We start from the raw sequence: 24,549 nt of genomic DNA, 5'->3' as shown, positions 1-24,549 counted from the left end.
GATGAACTCAGTGACGAATTTCCTCACCACCACCGACCCGCTGTTCCTCTGGCTCTCGGGCGCCGCCCTCGGCCTGCTGGTCACCGCCACACTGATCGGCGCCGTCCTGGCTTGGCGGGTGCAGACGCCGGCCGGCCGCGACACCGTGCGCAACCTGAACGCCCGCATCCGCTCCTGGTGGGTGATGGTGGCGCTGTTCGCCGCGGCAATGCTGCTGGGCAGCGTGGTGACGCTGGTGCTGTTCACCCTGCTGTCCTATCTGGCGCTGCGCGAGTTCATCACGCTGACGCCGACCCGGCGCGGCGACCATGCCGGGCTGTTCCTGTCCTTCTTTCTGGTCGTGCCGCTGCAATATTGGCTGATCGGGATCGGCTGGTACGGGCTGTTCTCGATCTTCATTCCGGTCTACGTGTTCATGGCGCTGCCGTCGCTGTCGGTGCTGGGCGCCGACCCGACCGACTTCCTGACCCGCACCGCCAAGGCGCAGTGGGGGCTGATGCTGGCGGTCTATTGCACCAGCCACGCGCCGGCCCTGCTGTGGCTCGACATCCCCGGCTACCGGCTGCCCGGCGCCCTGCTGCTGCTGTACCTGATGACGGTGGCGCAGCTGAGCGACGTCTTCCAATATGTCTTCGGCAAGCTGTGGGGGAAGACCCGGCTGTCACCCGGCATCAGCCCGTCCAAGACGGTGGAGGGGCTGGTCGGCGGCGGGCTGACCGCCGTCGCCATCGGCACCGGTCTGCACGTCATCACGCCCTTCTCGCCGCTCCAGGCGGCCGGCATGTCGCTGATCATCGTGATCGCCGGCTTCTTCGGCGGCTTCGTCCTGTCGGCGATGAAGCGCGACCTCGGGGTCAAGGACTGGGGCACCATGATCGAAGGGCATGGCGGCGTCCTCGACCGCCTCGATTCCATCGTGTTCTCGGCGCCGCTGTTCTTCCATCTCACGCGTTACTGGTTCACCTGACCGGGGGAGCCCTCGGCACAATCGGCGTCACAGGCCATGGCGACGGCTGCATCGTCGAACTGCTCTTCAAAGCGCTCGATGCGGCCGTTGTTCACACGCAGATGGTGATGGGTCACCGTCTCGATCCGCTTGCCGGTCTTGCGGTAGGTGGCGCCGACCAGATTCTGCACCCGGACATCATCGCCCTCGACCGTCATGTCGAGCATCTCGTGCCGGTCGATGACCCACTCCTGCATCAGCCCGTCGAAGTAGCGGCGGACGCCGTCCGCCCCCCGGAATGTCCCGGAAAAGGACGCGAAGACCGGTGATCCCCGGTTGGACACCCATTCGACGTCGGGAGACAGGTGATCGAACACCGCCTGGACCTCTCCGGCGCCATAGCGGTCGTAAAGGGTTCGCAGCCACGCCAGATCCGCTTGCGCCATGACGTCCTCCCTGCCCTGCTCCGGAGATTTCATCTTTCGGAGACCGGAGGCGGGATCCTACGCCCCTCCTCCTCCTGGACAAGCAAGACAGTCGGCGTGCCCCGAAGGATGAAGTCGCCCATCCGTCCGTGCGCAGGCGGCAATCGGATGGTGGGCGCCCACAAAGGGCGACCGATCAACAGGACTTTACAGAAAGACGGAGGCCAGTTCCGGCGGGCGCGACAGGGTGTGGGCGATCATCTCCAGCGCACCACGGGTCTCGTCGCGGTCGCAGCCGCCCAGGCACAGCCGCACCGCCTCCGGCGCCGGGCTGTTCACCGAGAAGGCGTCGCTGACGACGATGCCGAGCTTCGCCCCGCGCAGGGTCGCGGCGAAGCTCGACCGGCTCCAGCCCGCGGGCAGCGGCAGCCAGTAGTGGAAGGCCTCCGGCTTGGAGCGCGGGGCCGGTCCCGGCAGGATGCCGCGGGCGATGGTCTGGCGCAGGGTCGATTCCGCCCGGATGGCCGCCAGGATCGCCTGCGCCGTGCCGTCGCCGATCCAGCGGGTCGCCAGCGCCACCGTCAGCGGCGAGGCCATCACCGTCGTCGCCCTCAGGAAGGCGGACAACTGCCAGACATGACGCGCCTCCGGGACCACCAGATAGGCGACGCGCAGGCCGGCCCCCAGGACCTTCGCCACACCCCCGATATAAAAGACGATATCCGGCGCCAGGGCCGCCATCGGAACCGGCCCGCCGACCGGCAGCGCGCCATAGGCGTCATCCTCGACGATGGCGACGCCGTAATGGCGGGCGATGTCGACCAGGGCCTGACGGCGCTCGGCCGACAGAGTGATGGTGGTGGGGTTCTGCAGGGTCGGATTGCAGTAGAGCGCCTTGGGCGGACGGGTGCGGCAGACCTCGGCGAAGGCATCGGGCAGGATGCCGTTCTCGTCCATCGGCAGGCCGATCACCTCCAGCCCCAGCTGCGCCGCCAGCCCGCGCAGGCCGGGGTAGGTCAGAGCCTCGGCGCAGATGCGGTCGCCCGGCTTGGCCAGCGCGCCCAGCACCGCATGCAGGGCGCTGTGGGTACCGGCGCAGACCAGCAGCCGTTCCGACCGCACCGGCAGGCCGCGCAAGGCCAGCCAGTCGACGCCGGCCTGCCGGTCCTGTTCGGCGCCGCCGAACTCCTGATAGCGCAGCAGATCGACCAGATCCTGCCCGACCTCCGCCAGACCGGCCCGCATGCGCGCCAGCAGCTCCGGATCGTCGATGTCCGGCGGCAGGTTCATCGACAGGTCGGCGGAACAGCGCGCACTGGACCGGACAGGCGGCTGGGCGGCTGGAATGACGGCATCCCCGACCGGCAGCGCTTCCGGAGCGCAAGGAATTGTCGAAGCCTCGTCACGGACGAAGGTGCCGGCGCCGACGCGGGATTCGATCAGGCCGCGCCGCTGCGCCTCCTGATAGCCGCGGGCGACCGTGGTGAAATCGACCTCCAGCGCCTCGGCCAGCACCCGCTGCGCCGGCAGCCGGGCACCGGGCGCAAGGCGTCCGTTGCGCATGTCGTCGGCGATCACGTCGGCGATCGCGACGTAGCGCGGCTTGTCGCTGCCGTGGATCACCGCATGCCAGGGGTGCGGGCGCCCGACGGAAGACGGAAACTGACCTTGTAGCGTTTGCATTCAAACCACGTCCAACGCATGGATCCAAACTGAGCAGCGCCCGTTCCGGAGGCACCCCGCCCCGGACGGGACGGCGCATCCTAAGCGCCCCGCCCCACCCGTGGCAACCACCAGCTCCAACACCGCGACAAAGTCCCGCGGCCCTTTGTTTCCGGCCATTTCGATCATCCCATGCAGCATGCCGCACCCCCTGCGTCTTCTCCCCCGAACTTTGCGGAACCGCATCGCAACGGGTCGAAAAATCCGCTCAAACCGTGAGCATCTGGGTCGGATGGTCAAAATTTCGCCATCCATAGCCCGATCATTGAGCGGAAACCGCCACTTTGATCGCAGTCATTATACGCGGTCGCGGCGTTGATTGTATGGAAATCTAGGAGTTCCGCCGGAAAAGTGATCGGAAAAGTGACTGGCACGCGATTTGCTGATGACTGGAGGCCGGACGCTGCCACGCCAGGAGCGGACAGCCCGGCGCCGGGGGCGTCGATCACGAAGACGCCGAGACCAATAAAGGAGTGCGATCCATGCCTGCCGTCACCAAGCCGCAAAACCAGACCGGCGACGTCCTGGTGGATTACGAGGAGAAGGTGTTCGAGGACGTCAAGGCCGAGCCGGGGGAAAAGGCTCTGGTCACCTTCCACACGGTGGCGTTCGAAGGGTCCATCGGGCTGGTCAACCTGCTGCAGGCGACCCGGCTGCTGCGCAAGGGGTTCGAGACCTCGGTCCTGCTCTACGGCCCCGGCGTCACGCTGGGCGTGCAGCGCGGTTTCCCCACCCTGGGCGACGAGGCCTTCCCGGGCCATCAGGCGATGAACAAGCAGATCGTCAAGTTCATGGAGGAAGGCGGCAAGGTCTATGCCTGCCGCTTCGCGCTCCAGGCGCTTTACGGCCATGGCGAGGGTGCGCTGATCCCCGGCGTGCGCCCGATCAATCCGCTGGACGTGCTGGACATCGTCCTGCTCCACCGCAAAGCGAATGCATTCATTCTGAACACCTGGACGCTGTAACGGCACTTTAAGCGTAAGTCTGGAGGGCGGAGCATGACGGAGAAAAGAACGGTCCGGGTGGCGGCGGTGCAGATCGCCCCCGACCTGGACAGCGCGGACGGAACGGTGGAGCGGGTGTGCCGGGCGATCGCCGACGCCGCCGCGCAAGGAGCGGCGCTGGTCGTCTTCCCGGAGACCTTCGTCCCCTACTATCCCTATTTCTCCTTCGTGCGCCCGCCCGTCCTGGCCGGCGCCGACCATCTGCGGCTCTACGAGCGCGCGGTCGTCGTCCCCGGCCCGGTCACCGAGGCGGTCGCCGCCGCCGCCCGTGCCAACGGCGTGGTGGTGGTGCTGGGGGTGAACGAGCGCGACCACGGCTCGCTCTACAACACCCAGCTGGTGTTCGACGCCGACGGCCGGCTGGTGCTGAAGCGGCGCAAGATCACCCCGACCTATCACGAGCGCATGATCTGGGGCCAGGGCGACGGCTCCGGACTGACCGTGGTCGACACCGCCGTCGGCCGGGTCGGCGCGCTCGCCTGCTGGGAGCATTACAATCCGCTGGCGCGCTACGCCCTGATGGCCCAGCACGAGGAAATCCACGTCGCCCAGTTCCCCGGCTCGCTGGTCGGCCAGATCTTCGCCGACCAGATCGAGGTCACCATCCGCCACCACGCTCTGGAGTCCGGCTGCTTCGTGGTAAACGCCACCGGCTGGCTGACCGACGAGCAGATCCAGTCGATCACTCCCGACACCGGTTTGCAGAAGGCCCTGCGCGGCGGCTGCATGACCGCCATCGTCTCGCCGGAAGGCAACCATGTCGTGCCGCCGCTGACGTCGGGCGAAGGCATCCTGGTCGCCGACCTCGACATGGGTCTGATCACCAAACGCAAGCGGATGATGGATTCGGTCGGCCATTACGCCCGGCCGGAGCTGCTGTCGCTGACCCTCGACAACCGTCCCGCAGCGCCGATGACGACGACGGCCACCCCTGTCACCGCAATCGTCCCCTCCCCCAAAGCCGAGGCCGACCATGACGACGCCCAGCTCCTCCAGCTTGCCCGCTAGCCGGCTGATCACCGAACTGCAATCCTTCGGCGTCCGGCTGGCCGACCCCAGGGTCGGAGCCCCCAGCCGCCGCGGCGGCGCCGGTCCCAGCGACCACAAGGCGATGACGGTGGACGGGCGCACCGTGATGGTGCCGGTCCACACCGCCGGCGCCTTCGCCTCCCCCTATGTCGCCGAGCCGCCGGGTGCCGACGGCGCCAGCCTGGTGCGGCGCGACGGGGTGACGATGGGACGGGTGACCTTCCCCCGCCAGCCGCGCTTCTACGCGCTGCAGACCATGGACGGCGTCCCCTATTCCAAGATCGCCGTCCTGCACGGCGCCGACGTGCTGGCGACCACCGTTCTGCAGACCTGCATCCGCTACCAGAGCCGGACCAAGACCTGCCAGTTCTGTTCCATCGGCCAGTCGCTGGCGGCCGGGCGGACCATCGCCCGCAAGACGCCGGAGCAGCTGGCCGAAGTGGCGCGGGCCGCCGTCCTGCTCGACGGCGTGCGCCACATGGTGATGACCACCGGCACGCCGCCCACCCCCGACCGCGGCGCCGCCATCCTGTGCGAGAGCGCCGCGGCGGTGAAGGCGGCGGTCGACCTGCCGATCCAGGGCCAGTGCGAACCGCCCGACGACGACCGCTGGTTCGCCCGCCTGCGCGACGCCGGCATCGACACGCTCGGCATGCATCTGGAGGCGGTGACGCCGGAGGTGCGCGCCCGCATCATGCCCGGCAAGGCCAGCGTCCCGCTGGAGCGCTATTACTCGGCTTTCGAGGCGGCGGTGCCGGTCTTCGGCCGCGGGCAGGTGTCAACCTACATCCTGGCCGGGCTGGGCGACAGCCGCGAGGCGATCCTTGCCATGGCGGAGCGGCTGATCGGGATGGGCGTCTATCCCTTCGTCGTCCCCTTCGTCCCGGTCTCCGGCACGCCGCTGGAGGACCATCCCGCCCCGTCCCCCGCCTTCATGCACGACCTGCTGTCCGCCGTCGGCGGCATGCTGAAGCGCGCCGGCATGCGGGCGTCCGACAGCAAGGCCGGCTGCGGCAAATGCGGCGCCTGTTCCGCCCTGTCGCTCTTCGAAGACTGACCCCTTTCCCTGGAGTGTTTGCCATGACGAGCGTTCCCCATTTTCCCGTCATCATCGTCGGCGGCGGACAGGCCGGCCTGTCGGTCAGCCACAATCTGAAGAAGCAGGGCATCGAGCATCTGGTGCTGGAGAAGAACCGGATCGGCCATTCCTGGCGCAACGACCGCTGGGACAGCTTCTGCCTCGTCACGCCCAACTGGCAGTGCCGCCTGCCCGACTACCCCTATCAGGGCAGCGACCCCACCGGCTACATGGTGAAGGACGAGATCGTCGCCTATCTGGAGGGTTTCGCCGAGATGGTGAAGCCGCCGATCCGCGAAGGCGTCGCCGTCACCCGCCTGTCGCGCGGCGCGCATGGCGGCTTCGATCTGGAGACCAGCGACGGTCCGATGACCGCCGATCAGGTGGTGGTGGCGACCGGCGGCTATGACATCCCGATCGTTCCGCCCTACGCCCATGCCCTGTCGCGCGACGTCGTCCAGATGCACTCGGTCGACTACCGCAACCCGGACCAGCTGCCGCCGGGCGCCGTGCTGGTCGTCGGCTCCGGCCAGTCGGGCGTGCAGATCATGGAGGATCTCTATATCGCCGGCCGGCAGGTTCATCTGTGCGTCGGCCCGGCCCCGCGCTCTCCCCGCCAATATCGCGGCAAGGACGCGACCGAATGGCTGATGGAGATGGGCTATTACAAGCTGACGGTCGACAAACATCCGCTGGGCGACCGCGCCAAGGAGAAGACCAACCATTACATGTCCGGCCGCGCCGGCGGGCATGAGATCGACCTGCGCCGCTTCGCCCTGCAAGGGGTGAAGCTCCATGGCAGCATGGCGGGGATGGACGGTACGACGGTGCGCTTCGCCGACGATCTGGCGAAGAATCTCGACGATGCCGACGAGGTTTACGTTTCCATCCGCCGCGACATCGACGCCTACATCGCCAAGGCCGGCATCGATGCGCCGGAGGAACCGCCCTTCGTCCCGGTCTGGGCGCCGGACGGCGTGCCGGACGCCATCCCGGACGCCATCGACTGCGCCGCCGAGGGCATTTCCGCCATCGTCTGGGCCATCGGCTTCCGCCCCAACTATGGCTGGATCGAGTTGCCGGCCTTCGACGGCCGCGGCAACCCGAAGTTCCGGCGCGGCGTGTCGCCGGTCGATGGCCTCTATTTCATCGGGCTGCCCTGGCTGAACACCTGGGGATCTGGCCGCTTCCTGGGGGTGGCCGAGGATTCGGCCTATCTGGCCGAGGTGATGCGCGCCCGCATCGACGCCCGCCAGCCGGTCGCCGCCTGACTCTGTTCCGCCCTCCCAGGGAGCCCGACCCATGGCAGAAACAACGTCACCCGACAGCCCGCTGTTTTCCGTCATCACCAATCCGCTCCCCCATGGGCCGCTCACTGAACGGCCGTTCGTCCCCGGTCTCCACCGCATCAAGCATGCGACCGAAGGCTGGGAACGGCGGCAGGCGGCGGCCCTGCGCCGGCAGGTCTTCTGCGTCGAGCAGGGCCTGTTCGACGGCGACGACCGCGACGCCATCGACGACCGGGCGCTGACCATCGTCGCCCTGTCCGAGCTGTGCGGCATGCCGGACCGGGTGGTCGGCACCGTACGCATCCACCAGCCGGAACCGGGCCCGGCCCCCGGCGAATGGATCGGCTCGCGGCTGGCGGTGGCGGCGGACCACCGGCGGGCCGGATCGCTGGGGGCGTCGCTGATCCGCATGGCGGTCTGCACGGCGACGGCGCGCGGCTGCACCCGCTTCCACGCCCTGGTGCAGAGCCAGAATGCCCTGCTGTTCCGCCGGCTGCGCTGGCGCACCGTGGCGGAGGTGTCGCTGCACGGCCGGCCGCACCACCATATGGAGGCGGATCTGGCCCATTATCCGCCGATCCATGATGGTGCCAACGGCTTCCTGACCCTGGCGCGGAGAGCGGCATGAGTGCCGCCATCCCGTCACTGTCGGAACTGGCCAACCGGCTGCGCGCCAGCCCCGGCTTCGCCCATAAGGCGGATATCGCCGCGGTGGTGGCGGCGCTCGGAGTCGGCGGAACGGGGACGGTGCCGGTCGGCGACGACTGCGCCGCGCTTCCCGACGGCGACGGGCATCTGCTGGTCGCCGCCGAAGGCTTCGTCAACGGCTTCGTCGCGGCGGAGCCCTGGTTCGCCGGCTGGTGCGGCGTGATGGTCAATGTCAGCGACATCGCGGCGATGGGCGGCCGGCCGCTCGCCGTCGTCGATGCGCTGTGGAGCTGCGGCGAGGAGCAGGCCCGGCCGATCCTCGACGGGCTGCGCGCCGCCTCGGCCGCCTATGGCGTGCCCATCGTCGGCGGCCACACCAACAGCCGCAGCGACCGGCCGCAGCTGGCGGTGTCGATCGTCGGCCGGGCCGGGCCGCTGCTGACCAGCTTCGATGCCCGTCCGGGCGAGCGGCTGATGATGGCGGTGGATCTGCGTGGCCGCTATCACGAGCCCAACCCCTTCTTCGACGCCGCCACCGCCGCCCCGCCGGAGCGGCTGCGCGGCGACCTCGCCCTGCTGCCGGGTCTGGCGGAGGATGGGCTGTGCCGCGCCGCCAAGGACATCAGCATGGCGGGGACTGTCGGCACGGCGCTGATGCTGCTGGAATGCTCCGGCGTCGGTGCCCTTATCGACGTCGCTGCCGTGCCGCGGCCGGAGGACGTGCCGCTCGACCGCTGGCTGCTGTCCTTCCCCAGCTTCGGCTTCCTGCTGAGCGTGGCGCCGGAGCATGAAGCCACGGTGGCCGCCCCCTTCCACGCCCGCGGCCTCGCCTGCGCCACGATCGGCGAGGTGCGACAGGGCAGCGAAGTGATGCTGACCGATGGCACGGAGTCGGTGCCGCTGTGGGATTTCGCCGACCGGCCGCTGATCGGCTGCGGCACGACCGGTCCGTTGGCAGAGGCGCGGTCATGACTTTGTCGGTCGCCCTCCTCGCCCATTCCACCAATCCGCGCGGCGGCGTGGTCCACGCCCTGGAACTGGCAGAGGCGCTGACCGCCCTCGGCCAGCATGCCGTGGTGCATGCGCCCGATCCGGCAGGACGCGGCTTCTTCCGGACGACCCGCTGCGGAACGGTCGGCGTCCCGGCCCGGCCGGTGCCACCGGACGCCGGGCTGCGGGCGCTGGTCGAAACCCGGATCGCCGATTACGTCGCCCATTTCAGCCAGCCCGGCGCGGCGCGGTTCGACCTCTACCACGCCCAGGACGGCATCAGCGGCAACGCGCTCGCCGACCTGCGCGAACGCGGAGCGATACCCGGCTATCTTTACACCGTCCATCACATCGACGGCTTCGACGATCCGGCAGTCGACGCGCTACAGATGCGGGCGATCCGGTCAGCCGACCGGGTCCTCTGCGTGAGCCGGCTGTGGCGGGACGTGCTGGCGCAAGAGCACGGCATCGACGCGACAATCGTCGGCAACGGCGTCGACCGCGACCGCTTCACCCCGGATTCCGTCGCGGCGGATGCGGACTGGCGCGGGCGGCTGGGCCTGACCGGCGGACCGGTCTTCCTGTCGGTCGGCGGTGTCGAGGCGCGCAAGAACAGCGTCAGGATCCTCGACGCCTTCCGCGAGATCCGGCACGACCGCCCGGACGCGCAGCTGGTCGTCGCCGGTGGCGCCTCGCTGCTCGACCACAGCCCGGAGCTGCTGGCTTTCGACGCGCGGATCGCCGCCGACGGCCTTTCCACCGGTCCGGGCGGGGCGGTGGTCCGCACCGGGCCGCTGCCCGACGCGGCGATGCCGTCGCTCTACCGTCTGGCCGATGCGCTGGTCTTCCCATCATTGCGCGAAGGGTTCGGGCTGGCGGTGCTGGAGGCGATGGCCTGCGGCACGCCCACCATCGTGCCGGCCATCGCCCCCTTCACCGAACATCTTGAGCCCGGCGATGCCGAATGGGTCGATCCGCTCGACAGCGGGTCCATCGCACGGGCGATGCGCGCGGTGCTGGAGCCGCGACGGGCGGACGCGTTGCGCGGCGCCGGCCTGCTGCGGACCGCCGGCTTCGGCTGGGAGCGCTGCGCCGCCCGCCATGTCGCCGAATACACCCGTTTCCTGACCGACCGGAGGAGCCCTGTCCCATGCCTGAAATGATCTTCCGCGTGCGCTGGCCCGACGGAACGCTGTCGGACTGCTATTCGCCCTCCCTGGTGATCCGCGATCATCTGGAGGAGGGAAAAATCTACAGTCTCGCCGACTTCGTCCGCATCAGCCGCACAGCCCTGACCATCGCCAGCGACCGCGTGGCGGCGAAGTTCGGCTTCCCCTGTTCGCGGGCCGCGCGCCAGATCGCCGCCATCGATGTCGCCGCCGCGCGCTTCGCCGACGACCCGGAGGCGACGGTCACGGTCGTCGCCCTCACCTGACCGAAGCGGGGACCACCCATGTCCGTTGCCCTCACATCCGTTGCCCACACGGGACTTAGCCACTCCACCGGCATCGGCGGGCCGATCACGGTGGGCATGCCGCAGCTTGCCCTGAACGGGCTGTCGGAACATTGGCTGCTGAAGGAGTGCGGGCACCGGCATTGGCTGATGCTGGCGGAGCTGTTCGGACAGCCGGTGCCCGACTTCCGCGACGGCGAGGGGGCGACGCTCTATGCCACCTTCACCGGCGTTTCCCTGGCCCGCGCCCGCCTGGACGAGGTGAGGGAACATGACCGGATCGCCATCGACGGCAGGATCGTCCGGACGTCGCGAACCCAGTATCTCAGCATCCAGACCGTCCACGCCAACGGCAGGCCGGTCGGAACCGTCACGCTGCAATCGATCTTCCTGAAGCGGGCGGTGGCGGGCGATAACCTCAGCGTGCTGCGCGCATTGCCGCATCCGGCGCCGAGACCGGCGCCCGTCCTGACCTCTCCCTCGCCGTTCGCCTCGCTGTGCCAGCGCTTCCGGCGGGACGACTGGGACGAGCATTGGAGCTTCCGCCGGACCGCGCGCCGCCCGGACCGCGAGGTCGTGGTCGATCCCTGCCCGGCCGCCGACTTCAACGGTGCCGGCTTCCTCTATTTCGCCAGCTTCCCGGCCATCCTGGACCGGGCCGACTGGGCGTTGGAGCGCGCGGCCGGGACCGACTGGATCACGACCGACCGGGATTTGTTCTATTACGGCAACATCAACCCCGGCGACCGCCTGATCGTCCGCCGCTGCGGCGTCCATGACGAGGCAGATGCGCGCATCCGCTGGTTCGACATTCTGCGGGAAAGCGACGGCAAGCGGATCGCCGACGGGTTCTGGAGAAAGGAGCGGCCGGCGGGGTGATCCGGGCCCCGCCGGCCGGCGCGTCAGTCACCCGTGAGCCGGCGGCGGGCATAGGCGGCGGACAGGTAGCGGCGGATCAGCGCATCGAATTCGGCCGCCTTCATTCCGCGGATGCCCATCGCCTCCAGCACCACCGTCCGCTCGCGCCGGTTCACCTTGTTGTAGATGGAAAAGCCGATCCGGTTGGGCAGGGGCGCCTCGTCATGCAGCGCCAGCACCAGCGCCAGCCGGCGCGCCGCCGACACCCGCATCCCGGCCACGTCGGTCCAGGCGATGGGCTCCCGCAGCCGCGCCGACATCAGCGCCTCGGGGGTCAGGGTCATCAGCGGCGCCTTCGTCTTGCGACGGACCCAGGCCGCATAGGCCAGGGCGAAGCAGACACCGAGCGTCGTCACCCCCCCGACAAATGCCCGTGTCTCCGGATCGTTGCCGAGGCCGAGTTCCCGCCCGAAGACAATGACGCCGATGGCGAAGGCGGCGAACATCGCGGCGATGAAGCCCATGGCCCAGATCATCGGTCTGCCGTTCTCGTAGAGCACCGTGTGCTCCGTCGGAACGGCCGCCGCCGTGGCCTCAAGCTCCTCACGGGTCAGCCGATGCGCCTCGCGCGCCTCGTCGAGGAATGCCGCCGTCAGGGTGTGGCAAATCCCGCTCCAGTCGGCGAACAGCCGGTGCGGCAGGCTGGTGTCTTCCTCCACCGGTCCGCGGGCGGCGCGAGCCAGCAGGCGTTCGTCGAGCTGGACGCCAAGGGTGCTGATCCGCAGGGCGGTGGTCGGGTGGCTGTCGGTCGGGTGGGGCTGGCACTCCTCCAGATGCGCGGCGGGATCGGGGGGACCATTTTCGACACGCCGCAGGATCTCGGCCATCAGGTCCGGCCCGGCCGTATCGGGGGCGGAGAAGGCGTCGTTCAGCGTCCCGACGATGGCCGGCGCCAGTGCGGCGGTGCGAAGCAGGGCGAGGGGAACGCTCTCCGGACCGCTGACCAGACTGGCCCGGCGGTCGGCCTCCAGCTCGCGTTGCCGCCGGTGCTGGGCGACGGCGATATCGAAACTCTCCAGCGTGTGGAAACCGAGATGCAAGGCCGGAGCGAGCATGAAGCCGCCGGTGCCCGTGCGCTCGCCGAGCGCGGTCAGGGTCCGCCACAATCCGGCATGGATCGGGGCGAAGCGGCGGCTGTAGGTGGTATCCCCGCCCGAGAAATGCGCCAGTTCATGGCCGATGACCGCCGCAAGTTCGGCCTCGCCGATCAGCGGCAGGCAGGGAGCCGGCAGATGAAGGGTACGGCCCGACAGCACCCGCTCCCCGCCGAGCGGCCGGACCGGCGCCTCGGTGACGAAGAAGCCCTCGGTCAGGCCGACCAGGATGCTGTCCGGCATCAGCGCTTCGTGCCGGGCGGCCAGATCCTCGACGAAGCGCCAGAGACCCGGCGCCTCGTCCCGGCTCACCACCACGCCGCGGATGTCGAGCGGCTCCACGGTGTAGAGATCGAAGACGCGGCGCATCGCGATCACCGCCATCACCGCACTGTAGGCGGCGAGACCGGCGAGCATCACGGCAGCGGCGAAGAGCTTGACGCTGCCGGTCGACAGATGGTCCCAGAACCACAGGCTCGCCGCTTCGAACAGCGAGGCAGAGACGCTGGCGATGCTGAGGCCGACGAGCACGGCGGCGAGCGCGAAGGGCAGGCCCCGCCGCAACCGGTCGAAGCTGCGGACCAGGGCGTCGCGCGACCGCCGCGCCCGCAGGGCCGCGATCCGCGCCGCCAGCAACCCGGTCAGCCCGGCAAGGAAAGCCAGCAGGCCACCGGCCATCGTGCCCCAGCTCAACGGGTAGCGGATCTGCGATACTTCGGCGCCTTCGTCCATCGTGTCGATGGCCTTGCGGACCCCGGCAACGGCCATCGAGACCGGCATTCGGCGGCCGTCCGGTCCGCCCATGGTGACGATGGCCGTTGGAGTCTTCGCTTCGATCTGCTGAAGCTGTGCCAGAACCTGCGGCAAATCCTGTCCGGCCTGCCGATACTCGTCGAGCGTGGCGGCGGCCCGCTGCTCCTGCCAGATCCCGAGCGCCACGAACGACAATGGAACGACCAGCAGCCAGATAACGCGAACGAGCCACAGAGGAAAGCGAATGGCACGCCGGACGGTGCCAGCCATACTACCGGAAGCGATTGTGTCCGCCACGTCCGATCTCCCATTCGTCGACGCATCGCGCGGGAGGATCGCGCAATGCGCGCAACGGGGCCAGCCGCGCGGAAGGGGTAGCGATTTCACGTCACGCCGCCCGACGAGGCGCTGAACAGGCTAATCGCCGTCTCAGGCGGCGGCCGGAAGGCGCAGGCCGGCGCGGTGCGGGACAGACGCCAGCAGGTCACGGAGCCACCGCTGCGCCGGATGGACATCGTTGCGGCGGTGCCAGGATAAAGCGAAGAGGATCGGCGGGAGGTCGAGCGGGGCCGGCATGATGCAAAGCCGTTCCGCATGGCCCGACGCGGCGACCACCCCCTCCATCAAGGTTGCGATCAGATCGGTTTGCGCGACGAGGGCAGGCGCGGCGTAGAGCTGCGGCAGCGTCAAGGCCAGCCGGCGCTTCAACCCCTGTCTGGCCAGGGCGGCATCGACCACGCCGTAGTTTTCATTCTCCGGCGAAACCAGAAGGTGCGACTGCTCCAGAAAGCCGTGGAGGTCGAGAGGCGGGTGTACGGTCGGATGCCCCTTGCGGACGACGCAGACGAAACGCTCCTCGAACAGGGGCCGACTGACAATCCTGGCCGTGGATGACGGTGGCACGCCGACCGTCAGATCGACCTCGCCGGCGTCCAGCATCCCGATGGCATCGTCCCGTGCGATGAAATTGCGGATGCGCAAGGTGATGCCGGGGGCCCGTTCGCGCAGGACCCCCAGCAGTGACGGCAGCAGCGCGAAGGTCGGATGGTCCGACAGGCCCAGGGTGAAGCTGGCGGTGGAGGTGGACGGGTCGAAGGTCTGCGTGAACTCCAGGGCGCGCTGAAGCCCGGTCAAGGCCTGGGCGATCGGCTGCGCCAGATCGAGTGCCAGCGGCGTCGGTTGCAGACCATTCGGCCCGCGGATGAACAGCTCGTCCTTCATAAGCCCGCGCAAGCGTGCCAGCGCGGCGCTCATCGCCGGCTGGGTACGGCCGATGCGGGCTCCGGCCCGCGTCACGCTGCGTTCGGCCATCAGGGCGTCGAAGGCGACGAGAAGGTTCAGGTCGATGCCGTGCAAATCCATGTCATGGATGTTTCCACATATCAAAGATCGATTTCAAGCATGTTCAGGCTTCGGATAGCGTCTCCCCATCGCACTGCCGACAGGAGAGGCTCCATGACACCGAGCACCGCCACGCTGACTGAAACCGGCCTGACGCCGCAGGACCGCCACGCCATCGACACGCTCTACCGTGCCTTCAACGAAGGCAATCCGGACCTGCTCGACGAGGCCCTGGCCGAGGACTGGCAGGACATCCCCCTCAATCCCGGTCAGCAGCCGGGACGCGAGGGGATGAAACCGTTGATCCGCAGCTTCCTGACGGCTTTCCCCGACACGAAGATCGAGGTCCTGGACATTCTCGGCGCACCCGGACGGGCCGCCGTACGCGCGGTGATAACCGGAACGCACCGCGGGGAATGGTTCGGAATCGCCCCGACCGGCCGGTCCTTCCGGGTGGCGATCCACGAGTTCCACCGCATCGCCGACGGCAGGCTGACCCACACCTGGCATCTTGAAGACTGGTTCGGCTGGATGAACCAGGTCGGATGGCCGGGGCGACAGGACGCCGGCAGCCCTGATCACGGGGGGATCGTCTGATGCGATCGCACTCTAGAGTCTGTCTGGTACTCATTGATGAAGCACCAGACAGACTCTAAGTTTTGATTTTCCGTGCGATCGCTTCAGACGGAATCGTCTGAAGCGATCGCACCCGAACACTAGCTCCGGGCGACGGGGCGGACGGTGATCTCGTTGACCCCGATCTCCCGCGGCTGTTCGATGGCGAAGAGGACGGCCCGGCCGATCGCTTCCGGGTCGATCGCATTGCGGCGGTACTCCACCATCGCCCGGGCAGCGGTTTCGTCGGTGATGGTGTCGGCGAGTTCGGACCGCGTGACGCCGGGATAGATGCAGGTCGCGCGGATCGTCCCGCTTTCCTGGCGCAATCCGTCGGTGATGGCCCTGACCGCGAATTTGGTCGCGCTGTAGACGGCCGAGGTCGGCACCACCTCGAAGCTGCCGACCGAACCGATGTTGACGACATGTCCGCTTCGCTGCGCCTCCATCACCGGCAGGACCGCCGCGATGCCATGGAGCACGCCGCGGATGTTGACGTCGATCATGCGGTCCCATTCCTCCACCTTCAGCGAGGCGAGCGGGGACAGCGGCATCACGCCGGCATTGTTGACGAGGACGTCGACGCGGCCGAAGCGCTCCCTGGCTTCGGCAACGAAGCCCTCCATGCTGGAGCGGTCGGTGACGTCGAGGGCGCGGGCGGCGGCCATGCCGTCCTTCGCCTGGATCTCCTTGACGAGCGCGTCGAGCCGGGCGGTCCGCCGCGCCCCCAGCATCAGGGCGGCGCCGGCCTGGGCGAGGACGCGCGCGGTGGCTTCGCCGATGCCGCTGGAGGCACCGGTGATGAGAACGACCTTGTCGATGGTCATGACAGTCTCCTGGCTTTCTTGATTGTGGGAAGCGGTTCGTGGCGCTCACTGCGCCATGCGCCCGCCGTCCATGCCCACAAGGTGGCATGCGGCCGCTGTCGAGATAACTTGCCAATAACTGGACGCTGTGGTTAGAACAGCTAACCAATGCAGATCGACCTGAACCTGCTGCCCCTGTTTGCCGCGGTGGCGGAGACCGGCAATTTCCGGGCGGCGGCGGACCGCCTCGGGGTGACGCGCTCGGCCGTCAGCCAGGGCGTGCAAAGGCTTGAGGCCGCACTCGGCCAGGCACTGTTCCTGCGCACCACCCGCAGCGTGCGGCTGACCGAAGCCGGCGAGCGGTTCCTGGCGCAGGTCTCAGCTCCGCTGGCCGAGATCGCGAGCGCCATCGACGCGCTGTCCGGCTCGGCGGCGGAACCGCGTGGCCTGCTGCGGATCGCCGCCACCTCGATCGCCGAGCGGTTCCTGTCCGGGCCGCTGATCGCCTCCTTCAGCGAGGCCTATCCCGGCGTCACGCTCGACGTGACCGTGACGGACCTGGAGTTCGACATCGTCGCCGCCGGCTTCGATGCGGGGGTACGCCTGGGTGAGGTCATCGAGCGTGACATGATCGCGGTGCCGCTGACCGGCGACCAGCGACAGATCGCGGTGGCGACACCGGGCTATCTGGCGCGCCATGGCATACCGCTGCACCCGCGCGACCTCGTCCGCCACCGCTGCATCGGCTGGCGGACGCAGCCGGACACGGCGCCCTATCGCTGGGAGTTCGAGAAGGACGGACACGCCTTCGACGTGTCGGTCGAACCGCAGATCACCACCAACGACATGCTGCTAATGCTCCGCACGGCACTTGCCGGCGCCGGCATCACCTTCGGCATGGAAGAGACGTTCCAGCCCTATCTGGAGCGTGGGGAACTCGTCTCGATCCTCGACGACTGGCTGCCGCCCTTCGCCGGCTTCTTCCTGTATTTTCCGAGCCGGCGCACGGTGACGCCCAAGCTCCGCGCCCTGATCGACCATGTGCGGCGCCACCGGGAGGGATCGAAGTCCGGCAAACCGTCCCGTCCCCCCTCGCCATAGCCGCTTTCAAATGATCGGGCGTGGCCGACGGCCTGCCCTTCGCCCAACGTTTCGCGTGCAATACAATCATACCCGGAAACGATAAGGCTTCCCTTCCGGCCCCGGCATGTTGAAAATCGCCGTCGATACGGAAAGGCGGCAACCATGCGTTGGTTCATCCTTGGCATCCTGTTCCTCGCGCGCACCTGCATGGCGCTGGAATTCCAGATCCTCGGTGCCGTGATGCCGTTCGCGCGGACGGATCTGGGCATCGACTATGCCGCCCTCGGTCAGCTGATGGGGCTGTTCATGCTGCCGGGGATCGTGCTGGCCCTGCCGGCAGGCATGCTGAGCAGCCGGTTCGGGCTGAAGCGGCTGGCGGTCTTCAGCCTGCTTCTGCTGGCCGGCGGCAGCGCGCTGTTCTCCGCCGGCCACGACTACGACACCGCCATGGCCGGGCGGCTGCTCGGCGGGGCTGGCAATGCGGTGCTGAGCGTTCTGGTGTCGGCGATGGTGGCCGAATGGTTCCGCGACCGCGACCTGTCGACGGCGCTGTCCATCGTGTTCATCAGCTGGCAGTTCGGGCTGGCCGTCTCGCTGGCGGTGTTCCCGGCGATCGCCGAGGCGGCATCCTGGCGCTGGGCCTACCATCTGACGACACTGGTCTGCCTGACCGTGGCGGTGCTGGTGGCCGTCACCTACCGCTCGCCCGCCGGCACCGTCACGGCGCACCGCGGCATGCCCAGCCTGCGCCTGATCCTGCGGCGGCAAAGCATCCTGCCGACGCTGGCCGGCATCATCTGGACCGCCTACAATGTCGGACAGGTGATCTTCCTGACCTATGCGCCGGCCCTGCTGGCCTCCACCGGCCTGTCGGTGGCCGAGGCGTCGCGTACCGTCAGCCTGACCGTGTGGGTGACCATGGCGACCATGCCGCTGGGCGGCCTGCTGATCGACCGCTCCCGCCGGCCGCTGTTGCCGGTCGCTATCGGGTCGCTGGGGGCGGCGGCAGCCGGAATGGCTTTCGCCCTGGGGGCACCCCCGGCGGCGAGCTGCATCGTCGCCGGCCTGTTCCTCGGTCTGCCGGCCGGCGGCATCCTCGCGCTTCCCGCCCGGCACTCCGCCCCGGCCGACACCGCCTGGTCGCTCGGATGGTTCATGACCGTCTTCTACGTCCTGATGACCCTCATCCAGATTCTGGCGGGGCTGATCCGCGACTGGACCGGCAGCGATCTCGCCACCGTCGGGCTGGGCTGCGGCCTGCTGGCGACGGTCGCCATCGGGCTGATCCCCTTCGAACTGGCCCGCCGCGCCCTGCGGCCAGCCGCCGCCATGGCGCCGCAGCCGGCGGCCGGCGTCTGACCCATCGGCGCGGATTGCTGATGGCCGGTGAATGGATCACACTGAATGGATCACACTGCCCCGCCGCCGGGTCGGATGGTCGGCGGCAGTCAAAAGCAGGGGATGAGCGCGGGATGGACGGCATGCTTCAGGAACGATGGGACGCGGTCATTTTCGACTTCGACGGCGTGCTGTGCGATTCCAACCACCTGAAGGGGGAAACCTTCGCCACGCTGTACGCCGACGACGGACCGGCGGTGCAGGACGCCATCCGCGCCTATCACCGCGACAACGGCGGCATGCCGCGGCGCGAAAAGCTGGCGCGCTTCGAACGCGACCTGCTCGGCCGCGTCCTCGACGAGGAACGGCTGGACCGCCTGGTCGACGGCTTCGCCGCAGCGGTGGAGGAGGCGGTGATCGCCTGCGCCGAGATTCCCGGTGCGACGGAGTTCCTCGCCACGCATGCCGGCCGTCCCTCGCTGTTCATCATTTCCGCGACGCCGCACGAGGAAATGCTTCGCATCGTCGAGCGGCGGGGCATGGCCGACCGCTTCGTCTCCGTCCATGGCAGCCCGCCGGGCAAGGCGGAGACGGCGGCGATGCTGCTGGCCCGCCATGGCCTGCGCCGCGAGCGCGTGGCGTTCGTCGGCGATGCCGTTCAGGATTATGCGGCGGCGACGGCCCTCGACCTGCCCTTCGTCGGGGTGCGCGATCGCGATGGCCGGCATCCCTTCCCCGAAGGAACGCCGACCATCGCCGATCTGCGGGACCTGGCCGCGGTGCTCTCTACGCTTTAACCCCGGTCCACTGCCATGCAAGGCGTGGAAGGATCAGGGCGACGGCTGGGCGGACGCCCGGGCGGCCAGCGGCATGACCGGGATGCCGCCCGTCGATTCCTGCGACCGCTCGGTGGCGGCACAGCCCTGGTTCAGCTCGCGGTGCAGGACCTCGCGGTCGCAGGCGTTCTCCCAGATCGAGACGACGATGCTGGCGACGCAGTTGCTGATGATGCTGGTCAGGGCGCGGGCTTCGGACATGAAGCGGTCGATGCCGACCAGCAGCGCGACACCGGCCACCGGCAGGTCCGGCATCACCGTCAGCGTGGCGACCAGGGCGACGAAGCCGCTGCCGGTGACGCCGGCGGCACCCTTGGAGGTCAGCAGCATCACGCCGAGCATGGCGAAGATCTGGCCGGCCGACAGGTGGATGTCGCAGGCCTGGGCGATGAACAGCGAGGCCAGGGTCAGATAGATCGCCGTGCCGTCGAGGTTGAAGGAGTAGCCCATCGGCAGCACGAGGCCGGAAACGCCCTTCTTGCAGCCCAGCGCTTCCAGCTTCTGCAACACGCGCGGCAGCACCGGTTCGGACGACGAGGTGCCGAGCACGATCAGCAGTTCCTCGCGGAAGTAACGCAGGACCTTCCACAGGCTGAAGCCGTGCAGCCGGGCCAGCGTGCCGATGATCGCCACCAGGAAGAAGACGCAGGCGACATAGAAGGTGAGGATCAGCAGGCCGAGCGAGCCGATGCTGTTGATGCCGTATTTGCCGACGGTGAAGGCCATCGCGCCGAAGGCGCCGACCGGGGCCAGCTTCATGATGAAGCCGAAGGCAGCGAACAGCACGTGGGAGAAGGAGTCGATGCCCTGGACCACCGGCTCGCCGGCCTTGCCGACCCGCGTCAGCCCGAAGCCGACCAGCACGGAGATCAGCAGCACCGGCAGCACCTCGCCCTCGGCGAAGGCGCCGAAGAAGGAATGCGGGATGATGTGCAGCACGAAATCGGTGAAGCCGACTGGCGCCGCCTGCTTGGCGTAGCGCGCCGCCACCGCGGGGTCGAGCGACGACGGCGACACATGCATGCCGACGCCGGGCTCGATGATGATGACCGCGGCCAGCCCGATGAGGAGCGCCGCCGCCGTCAGCGCATAGAACAGCGCCATCGACTTGACCAGCGTCTTGCCGATCTCGCGGGTGTCGTTGAGGCTGGTGATGCCGCTGACGATGGTGCAGAAGACCACCGGCGCGATCATCATCTTGACCAGCTTGACGAATCCGTCACCCAGCGGCTTCAGGGAGGCCCCGAAGTCCGGCCAGAAATGACCGGCCAGGATGCCGAGGGTGAGGCCGACGACGACCTGGAAATAGAGGGCCTTGTAAAGGGCCTTGGATTTGGTCGGCGCCGGAGTGTGGGTGCCCGCTTGTGGACGCATTGCGTTTCCTCCTTTGTATGCTGTTGCGTCAGGCCGCAAGGGCGGCCTGCGGCGGGGCCGGCGGCCGTGCGAACACGGTTCCCTCGAACAGGCGCCGCGCGGTGCGCAGGATGCTGGCGATCGGGGCGGCCGTGGTCAGGGTGGATTGGCCGGCCCCAGCTTCAAGACGGACGGTCAGCTGACCGGCCGGATGTTCGAATATGACGTCGCCGGGCATGTCGAACCGTCCCACCAACGCGGCGGCCACGGTTCCCGGAATGGTGCAGGCGGTGGCGGTGGCGACGGCGCCGGTGATGGCCAAAGCCCGGTGGCAGTCATGCGGCATGAAATAGCGCACGGACAGCGTGCCGCCGCGCGTCGGCGGGGCCAGCAGGACCGGCTTGGGGATCACCATGCCGGCCGCGTTGGCAAAGCCCATGCGGCGGCCGGCCTCGACGCGCAGCGCCTCCAGCCGGGCCATGAACGCGCGGTCGGCCCGGTAGCTGTCGGTCGGCTCGTAGCCGGTCTTGCCGAGATCGGTGGCGCGGACCAGCATCACCGGGATGGCGGCGTCGATGCAGGAGACCTCGATGCCGCCAAAATCCCCATGGATCAGGTCGGCCGGCGCACCGGTCGGCAGCAGCCGGCCGGTGTTGGCGCCGGCGGCATCCAGAAAGGAGAGATGGATGGGGGCGGCGGTGCCGGGCACGCCGTCGATCACGGCCTCGCCCTCATAGACCACCTGTCCGCCAGGGGTCTGGATCCGGGCCTCGATCAGCTTGCCGGTGTTGACGTTGTGGATGCGCACCACCGTGACGCCGTCCACGGCCGGGACCAGCCCGGATTCGATGGCGAAGGGGCCGACGGCTGCCAGCATGTTGCCGCAGTTGGGCGAGGTGTCGACCACACCTTCCTGCACCCGCACCTGGGCGAACAGGTAATCCACGTCGGCACCGGCCCGGGTGGCGGGACCGACGATGGCGGCCTTGCTGGTCAGCGGGTTGCCGCCGCCGATGCCGTCGATCCCGAGATCGTTCCCCGCCCCCATCACCGAAAGCAGGAGGGCGTCGCGCTCCGCCGGACGGGCGGGAAGGTCGGACGCCAGGAAGAATGGCCCGCGGGAGGTCCCGCCGCGCATCATCACGCAGGGAATGCCGATCTGCCGGTTCATCGGATTGGTCATGGCGCTTGGTTTCTCTTGAGGTCGCCAATGGGCGAGGAAAGCCGATGCGCCGATATTCCGATCGCGAACCATATTTGTGAAATGCATTGATTCGGGATATTATTCCGTTTCACGCATCAATGCGTACGCCTTGGAGCTGGGCATGAATTTCGAACTGGTGGATTTGAAGGCGTTCGTCGCGGTGGCGGAACTGGGCAGCTTCAATCGTGCCGCGGAGCTGCTGAACCTGTCGCAGCCGGCGCTCAGCCGCCGCATCCAGAAGCTGGAGGACATGCTGGGCGTGGCGCTGTTCGAACGCTCGACCCGCCATGTCGCGCTGACGATGGTGGGGCGCGACTTCATGCCCAAGGTCCGGCGCTTCCTGGACGAATTCGAAACGTCGCTGCTGGGGATCAGCGATCTCGGCGCCCGCAGCGGCGGCCAGATCACCATCGCGTCGGTTCCGACGGCGGTGTTCTATTTCCTGCCGAACGCGATCAGCCGCTTCAGCATCGCCTTCCCGCGCATCCGCATCCGCATCCTGGATCTCGGCGCCAACGAGGGGCTGGAGGCTGTGGCGCGTGGCGAGGCCGATTTCGGCATCAACTTCATCGGCACCTCGCACCCGGACATCGAATTCACGCCGCTGGCCGAGGATCCCTTCGTCGTCGCCTGCCGGCACGACCATCCGCTGGCATCGCACAAGGTGGTGAACTGGGAGGAACTGGCCGCCCACCGGGTGATCACCGTGGGCCGGACCAGCGGCAACCGGGCGCTGATCGACAACGCCCTGGCGCAGCATGGCCTGAAGATGAGCTGGTCCTACGAGATCACGCACCTTGCCAGTTCGCTCGGGCTGGTGGAGGCGGGGCTTGGCGTCGCGGTGTTGCCCAAGCTCGCCACCCCCTCCTCCGGCCATCCCATCATCATGACGCTGCCGCTGGGTCATCCGAAGATATCCCGGACGATCGGCGTCGTCAGACGGCACGGCGCCATCCTTTCACCGATGGCGGCGCGTTTCCTCGAAGTGCTGCTCGGCTCCTGGAGGCTTTAAAAGAGGCGTCAGAAGCCGAAATGGCTGAGACCGGGATGGTCGTCGGGCCGGCGGCCGAGCGGCCAATGGAACTTGCGGTCCGCCTCGGCGATCGGGTGTTCGTTGATGCTGGCGTGCCGGGCGCGCATCAGTCCATCCTCGGCGAACTCCCAGTTCTCGTTGCCATAGGCGCGGTACCACTGGCCGCTGTCGTCGCGATACTCGTAGGCGTAGCGCACGGCGATGCGGTTCCCGGCAAAGGCCCAGAGTTCCTTGATCAGCCGGTATTCAAGCTCCTTGTTCCACTTGCGGGTGAGGAAGGCCTGGACCTCGGCGCGGCCGGTGACGAACTCGGCACGATTGCGCCAGCGGCTGTCCTCGGTATAGGCGAGAGCGACCTTCGCCGGATCGCGGCTGTTCCAGCCGTCTTCGGCAAGCCGGACCTTCTCGATCGCGGATTCTTCTGTGAAGGGGGGAAGCGGCGGACGGGACATGGCAGACTCCTTGGGTTGGGAAGAATGAGTTGGGCAAAGGGGTGAGGGCCTCAGAGGGCGAGCTGGATGCGGTTTTCCCCGTCCGGCCCCACGTCGGCGGGCACGGCGCTGCAGATCAGGACCTCGTCGTCGGCGACGCTGGCGGTCGGTTCGCGGACATAGGTCACCGCACCCTTGAGCAACTTGGTCCGGCAGGTGCCGCAGGTGCCTTCGCGGCAGCTGTATTCGGGCTCCAGGCCGCGGGCTTCCGCCAGTTCCAGCAGAGTGCCGGAGGCGGGTGTCCAGCGGTCCTCCTTCAGGGACGTCATGAAGGCCACCGGCACCGGCCTGGTCGACGGCGGGGGACGGACGGCGGGTGCGGCGCCGGCATCGGCCGTGCGTTTCAACGACGACGGTCCGAAGGCCTCGGCATGGATCCGCCCGTCGGCGATGTTGCGGCCCCGCAGCCCGTCATAGAGCGCCTGCGTGAAGGACGGCGGGCCGCACAGGTAGAAATCATAGTCGTCGAACGGCAGGAAACGGGTCAGCAGGGCCATGTCGATGCGGCCGGCCGCGTCATAGTCGACGCCTTCCTCGGCCGAGCCGGGGTCGCTGAGAACCCGGATCCATCTGACCGCCCCTTGCGCGGCGTTCACCAGTTCGGCGATTTCCCGCTCGAAGGGGCGATCGGACTTCGAACGCGCCGCCTGGATCAGGATGGTCGGCCGCATCCGCTGTTTGCGCAGCCCCTCGTAGATGATGTGGCGCAGCATCGCCAGCAGCGGCGTGATCCCGATGCCGCCGGCCAGCAGCACCGCCGGCCGCGTCCCGTGGGGGTCGATGGTGAAACCGCCGTCCGGTGCGCGCGCTTCGATGAAATCGCCGGCGCGGATGGTGTCATGGAGGAAGCGCGACACCAGCCCCTCCCGCTTGACGCTGATGCGGTAGAGGCCGTCGGACGGTGCGGCGGACAGGGTGTAGGTGCGGACGACGGGCTTCTCCGCGCCGGGAACCGTCACGCGGATCGGCAGATGCTGACCGGCGGCATGGGCAAGCAGGCCCGCTCCATCGGCCGGTTGCAGGTGGAAGGAGCGGATCTCCGGCGTCTCGTCGACGATCTTCGTCACCCGGTAGGGCCGCCAGCTCTTCGACAGGTCGGC

Annotated in this window: 24 protein-coding genes; 15 read left to right on the top strand and 9 right to left on the bottom strand. The window is 68.5% G+C overall.

Going from position 1 to position 24,549, the window contains the following annotated elements; all coding sequences use genetic code 11:
- The first annotated feature begins 1 nt into the window (after window position 1).
- Window positions 2-967 carry a phosphatidate cytidylyltransferase gene (locus tag J2848_RS16470; RefSeq protein ID WP_149232392.1) on the top strand — a complete coding sequence of 322 codons (966 nt, stop codon included), beginning with the start codon at window positions 2-4 and terminating at the stop codon, window positions 965-967.
- Here J2848_RS16470 and J2848_RS16465 read toward each other — a convergent pair.
- A complete protein-coding gene (locus tag J2848_RS16465; RefSeq protein ID WP_170307089.1) occupies window positions 952-1,392 on the bottom strand; it encodes a nuclear transport factor 2 family protein in 441 nt (146 codons plus the stop codon). The genes J2848_RS16470 and J2848_RS16465 overlap by 16 nt on opposite strands.
- Before the next feature lie 186 nt (window positions 1,393-1,578).
- The gene (locus J2848_RS16460; RefSeq protein WP_149232394.1) at window positions 1,579-3,054 is read right to left on the bottom strand and encodes an aminotransferase-like domain-containing protein; all 1,476 of its coding nucleotides are present in this window, start codon (window positions 3,052-3,054) and stop codon (window positions 1,579-1,581) included.
- Between the two features lie 521 nt (window positions 3,055-3,575).
- On the opposite strand from J2848_RS16460, the gene J2848_RS16455 reads away from it, so the two are divergent.
- From J2848_RS16455 to J2848_RS16415, 9 genes are read left to right on the top strand one after another with little or no spacing between them, the layout of a single operon-like run.
- Complete coding sequence (locus J2848_RS16455; RefSeq protein WP_042693693.1) at window positions 3,576-4,058, top strand: MSMEG_0572/Sll0783 family nitrogen starvation response protein; 483 nt, start codon at window positions 3,576-3,578, stop codon at window positions 4,056-4,058.
- Between the two features lie 33 nt (window positions 4,059-4,091).
- Window positions 4,092-5,105: a Nit6803 family nitrilase gene (locus tag J2848_RS16450; protein WP_149232395.1), complete on the top strand. Its 1,014-nt coding sequence runs from the start codon at window positions 4,092-4,094 to the stop codon at window positions 5,103-5,105.
- Window positions 5,071-6,183, top strand: a complete 1,113-nt coding sequence (locus tag J2848_RS16445) for an MSMEG_0568 family radical SAM protein (protein ID WP_211103181.1) — start codon at window positions 5,071-5,073, stop codon at window positions 6,181-6,183. Before J2848_RS16450 ends, J2848_RS16445 begins: the two co-directional genes overlap by 35 nt.
- A gap of 23 nt (window positions 6,184-6,206) precedes the next feature.
- Entirely contained in the window at window positions 6,207-7,475 is a 1,269-nt protein-coding gene (locus J2848_RS16440) for an MSMEG_0569 family flavin-dependent oxidoreductase (RefSeq protein ID WP_149232396.1), read from the top strand.
- A 31-nt stretch (window positions 7,476-7,506) separates the two neighbouring features.
- Window positions 7,507-8,121, top strand: a complete 615-nt coding sequence (locus J2848_RS16435) for an MSMEG_0567/Sll0786 family nitrogen starvation N-acetyltransferase (protein WP_149232397.1) — start codon at window positions 7,507-7,509, stop codon at window positions 8,119-8,121.
- Window positions 8,118-9,113 carry a sll0787 family AIR synthase-like protein gene (locus J2848_RS16430; protein WP_149232398.1) on the top strand — a complete coding sequence of 332 codons (996 nt, stop codon included), beginning with the start codon at window positions 8,118-8,120 and terminating at the stop codon, window positions 9,111-9,113. The genes J2848_RS16435 and J2848_RS16430 overlap by 4 nt, the downstream gene beginning before the upstream one ends.
- Window positions 9,110-10,294 (top strand): MSMEG_0565 family glycosyltransferase, encoded by a 1,185-nt coding sequence (locus J2848_RS16425; RefSeq protein WP_170307090.1) that lies wholly within the window; start codon window positions 9,110-9,112, stop codon window positions 10,292-10,294. Before J2848_RS16430 ends, J2848_RS16425 begins: the two co-directional genes overlap by 4 nt.
- Window positions 10,282-10,566, top strand: a complete 285-nt coding sequence (locus J2848_RS16420; RefSeq protein WP_149232399.1) for an MSMEG_0570 family nitrogen starvation response protein — start codon at window positions 10,282-10,284, stop codon at window positions 10,564-10,566. Before J2848_RS16425 ends, J2848_RS16420 begins: the two co-directional genes overlap by 13 nt.
- An 18-nt stretch (window positions 10,567-10,584) precedes the next feature.
- Complete coding sequence (locus J2848_RS16415; protein ID WP_149232400.1) at window positions 10,585-11,463, top strand: Pnap_2097 family protein; 879 nt, start codon at window positions 10,585-10,587, stop codon at window positions 11,461-11,463.
- 23 nt (window positions 11,464-11,486) lie between these two features.
- Here J2848_RS16415 and J2848_RS36145 read toward each other — a convergent pair whose 3' ends face one another.
- Window positions 11,487-13,646 carry a M48 family metallopeptidase gene (locus J2848_RS36145; RefSeq protein WP_211103182.1) on the bottom strand — a complete coding sequence of 720 codons (2,160 nt, stop codon included), beginning with the start codon at window positions 13,644-13,646 and terminating at the stop codon, window positions 11,487-11,489.
- A gap of 132 nt (window positions 13,647-13,778) precedes the next feature.
- Window positions 13,779-14,711: a LysR family transcriptional regulator gene (locus tag J2848_RS16405; RefSeq protein ID WP_149232401.1), complete on the bottom strand. Its 933-nt coding sequence runs from the start codon at window positions 14,709-14,711 to the stop codon at window positions 13,779-13,781.
- Between the two features lie 93 nt (window positions 14,712-14,804).
- Here J2848_RS16405 and J2848_RS16400 point away from each other — a divergent pair, with 93 nt between their 5' ends.
- Entirely contained in the window at window positions 14,805-15,287 is a 483-nt protein-coding gene (locus tag J2848_RS16400; RefSeq protein ID WP_149232402.1) for an ester cyclase, read from the top strand.
- Between the two features lie 119 nt (window positions 15,288-15,406).
- On the opposite strand, the gene J2848_RS16395 is transcribed toward J2848_RS16400, so the two are convergent.
- Window positions 15,407-16,132 carry an SDR family oxidoreductase gene (locus J2848_RS16395; protein ID WP_149232403.1) on the bottom strand — a complete coding sequence of 242 codons (726 nt, stop codon included), beginning with the start codon at window positions 16,130-16,132 and terminating at the stop codon, window positions 15,407-15,409.
- A 147-nt stretch (window positions 16,133-16,279) separates the two neighbouring features.
- On the opposite strand from J2848_RS16395, the gene J2848_RS16390 reads away from it, so the two are divergent.
- The 3 genes from J2848_RS16390 to J2848_RS16380 all read left to right on the top strand — a co-directional run bounded on the left by J2848_RS16390 (window position 16,280) and on the right by J2848_RS16380 (window position 19,329).
- A complete protein-coding gene (locus J2848_RS16390; protein ID WP_149232404.1) occupies window positions 16,280-17,212 on the top strand; it encodes a LysR family transcriptional regulator in 933 nt (310 codons plus the stop codon).
- A gap of 144 nt (window positions 17,213-17,356) precedes the next feature.
- Window positions 17,357-18,553 carry an MFS transporter gene (locus tag J2848_RS16385; RefSeq protein WP_149232405.1) on the top strand — a complete coding sequence of 399 codons (1,197 nt, stop codon included), beginning with the start codon at window positions 17,357-17,359 and terminating at the stop codon, window positions 18,551-18,553.
- A 122-nt stretch (window positions 18,554-18,675) separates the two neighbouring features.
- Complete coding sequence (locus tag J2848_RS16380; RefSeq protein ID WP_246193962.1) at window positions 18,676-19,329, top strand: HAD family hydrolase; 654 nt, start codon at window positions 18,676-18,678, stop codon at window positions 19,327-19,329.
- A 33-nt stretch (window positions 19,330-19,362) separates the two neighbouring features.
- Here J2848_RS16380 and dctA read toward each other — a convergent pair whose 3' ends face one another.
- Both dctA and J2848_RS16370 read right to left on the bottom strand, forming a co-directional pair.
- Entirely contained in the window at window positions 19,363-20,742 is a 1,380-nt protein-coding gene (gene dctA / locus J2848_RS16375) for a C4-dicarboxylate transporter DctA (protein WP_149232407.1), read from the bottom strand.
- A gap of 28 nt (window positions 20,743-20,770) precedes the next feature.
- Window positions 20,771-21,904 carry a 4-oxalomesaconate tautomerase gene (locus J2848_RS16370; protein ID WP_149232408.1) on the bottom strand — a complete coding sequence of 378 codons (1,134 nt, stop codon included), beginning with the start codon at window positions 21,902-21,904 and terminating at the stop codon, window positions 20,771-20,773.
- 142 nt (window positions 21,905-22,046) lie between these two features.
- Here J2848_RS16370 and J2848_RS16365 point away from each other — a divergent pair, with 142 nt between their 5' ends.
- The gene (locus J2848_RS16365) at window positions 22,047-22,937 is read left to right on the top strand and encodes a LysR family transcriptional regulator (protein ID WP_149232409.1); all 891 of its coding nucleotides are present in this window, start codon (window positions 22,047-22,049) and stop codon (window positions 22,935-22,937) included.
- A gap of 8 nt (window positions 22,938-22,945) precedes the next feature.
- On the opposite strand, the gene J2848_RS16360 is transcribed toward J2848_RS16365, so the two are convergent.
- A complete protein-coding gene (locus J2848_RS16360; protein ID WP_012977229.1) occupies window positions 22,946-23,410 on the bottom strand; it encodes a nuclear transport factor 2 family protein in 465 nt (154 codons plus the stop codon).
- 50 nt (window positions 23,411-23,460) lie between these two features.
- Window positions 23,461-24,549 (bottom strand): 2Fe-2S iron-sulfur cluster-binding protein (locus tag J2848_RS16355; protein ID WP_253568675.1); only part of this gene is annotated, 1,089 nt, incomplete at its 5' end.

This window comes from Azospirillum lipoferum (assembly GCF_024170005.1).
Classification (GTDB): domain Bacteria; phylum Pseudomonadota; class Alphaproteobacteria; order Azospirillales; family Azospirillaceae; genus Azospirillum; species Azospirillum lipoferum.
This window is presented reverse-complemented; position numbering and strand designations above follow the sequence as displayed.

Coding starts and splice junctions, on each gene's coding strand:
- J2848_RS16470 (WP_149232392.1), top strand. CDS start 2: ATGAACTCAGTGACGAATTTCCTCACCACCACCGACCCGCTGTTCCTC.
- J2848_RS16465 (WP_170307089.1), bottom strand. CDS start 1,392: ATGGCGCAAGCGGATCTGGCGTGGCTGCGAACCCTTTACGACCGCTAT.
- J2848_RS16460 (WP_149232394.1), bottom strand. CDS start 3,054: ATGCAAACGCTACAAGGTCAGTTTCCGTCTTCCGTCGGGCGCCCGCAC.
- J2848_RS16455 (WP_042693693.1), top strand. CDS start 3,576: ATGCCTGCCGTCACCAAGCCGCAAAACCAGACCGGCGACGTCCTGGTG.
- J2848_RS16450 (WP_149232395.1), top strand. CDS start 4,092: ATGACGGAGAAAAGAACGGTCCGGGTGGCGGCGGTGCAGATCGCCCCC.
- J2848_RS16445 (WP_211103181.1), top strand. CDS start 5,071: ATGACGACGCCCAGCTCCTCCAGCTTGCCCGCTAGCCGGCTGATCACC.
- J2848_RS16440 (WP_149232396.1), top strand. CDS start 6,207: ATGACGAGCGTTCCCCATTTTCCCGTCATCATCGTCGGCGGCGGACAG.
- J2848_RS16435 (WP_149232397.1), top strand. CDS start 7,507: ATGGCAGAAACAACGTCACCCGACAGCCCGCTGTTTTCCGTCATCACC.
- J2848_RS16430 (WP_149232398.1), top strand. CDS start 8,118: ATGAGTGCCGCCATCCCGTCACTGTCGGAACTGGCCAACCGGCTGCGC.
- J2848_RS16425 (WP_170307090.1), top strand. CDS start 9,110: ATGACTTTGTCGGTCGCCCTCCTCGCCCATTCCACCAATCCGCGCGGC.
- J2848_RS16420 (WP_149232399.1), top strand. CDS start 10,282: ATGCCTGAAATGATCTTCCGCGTGCGCTGGCCCGACGGAACGCTGTCG.
- J2848_RS16415 (WP_149232400.1), top strand. CDS start 10,585: ATGTCCGTTGCCCTCACATCCGTTGCCCACACGGGACTTAGCCACTCC.
- J2848_RS16405 (WP_149232401.1), bottom strand. CDS start 14,711: ATGGATTTGCACGGCATCGACCTGAACCTTCTCGTCGCCTTCGACGCC.
- J2848_RS16400 (WP_149232402.1), top strand. CDS start 14,805: ATGACACCGAGCACCGCCACGCTGACTGAAACCGGCCTGACGCCGCAG.
- J2848_RS16395 (WP_149232403.1), bottom strand. CDS start 16,132: ATGACCATCGACAAGGTCGTTCTCATCACCGGTGCCTCCAGCGGCATC.
- J2848_RS16390 (WP_149232404.1), top strand. CDS start 16,280: ATGCAGATCGACCTGAACCTGCTGCCCCTGTTTGCCGCGGTGGCGGAG.
- J2848_RS16385 (WP_149232405.1), top strand. CDS start 17,357: ATGCGTTGGTTCATCCTTGGCATCCTGTTCCTCGCGCGCACCTGCATG.
- J2848_RS16380 (WP_246193962.1), top strand. CDS start 18,676: ATGCTTCAGGAACGATGGGACGCGGTCATTTTCGACTTCGACGGCGTG.
- dctA (WP_149232407.1), bottom strand. CDS start 20,742: ATGCGTCCACAAGCGGGCACCCACACTCCGGCGCCGACCAAATCCAAG.
- J2848_RS16370 (WP_149232408.1), bottom strand. CDS start 21,904: ATGACCAATCCGATGAACCGGCAGATCGGCATTCCCTGCGTGATGATG.
- J2848_RS16365 (WP_149232409.1), top strand. CDS start 22,047: ATGAATTTCGAACTGGTGGATTTGAAGGCGTTCGTCGCGGTGGCGGAA.
- J2848_RS16360 (WP_012977229.1), bottom strand. CDS start 23,410: ATGTCCCGTCCGCCGCTTCCCCCCTTCACAGAAGAATCCGCGATCGAG.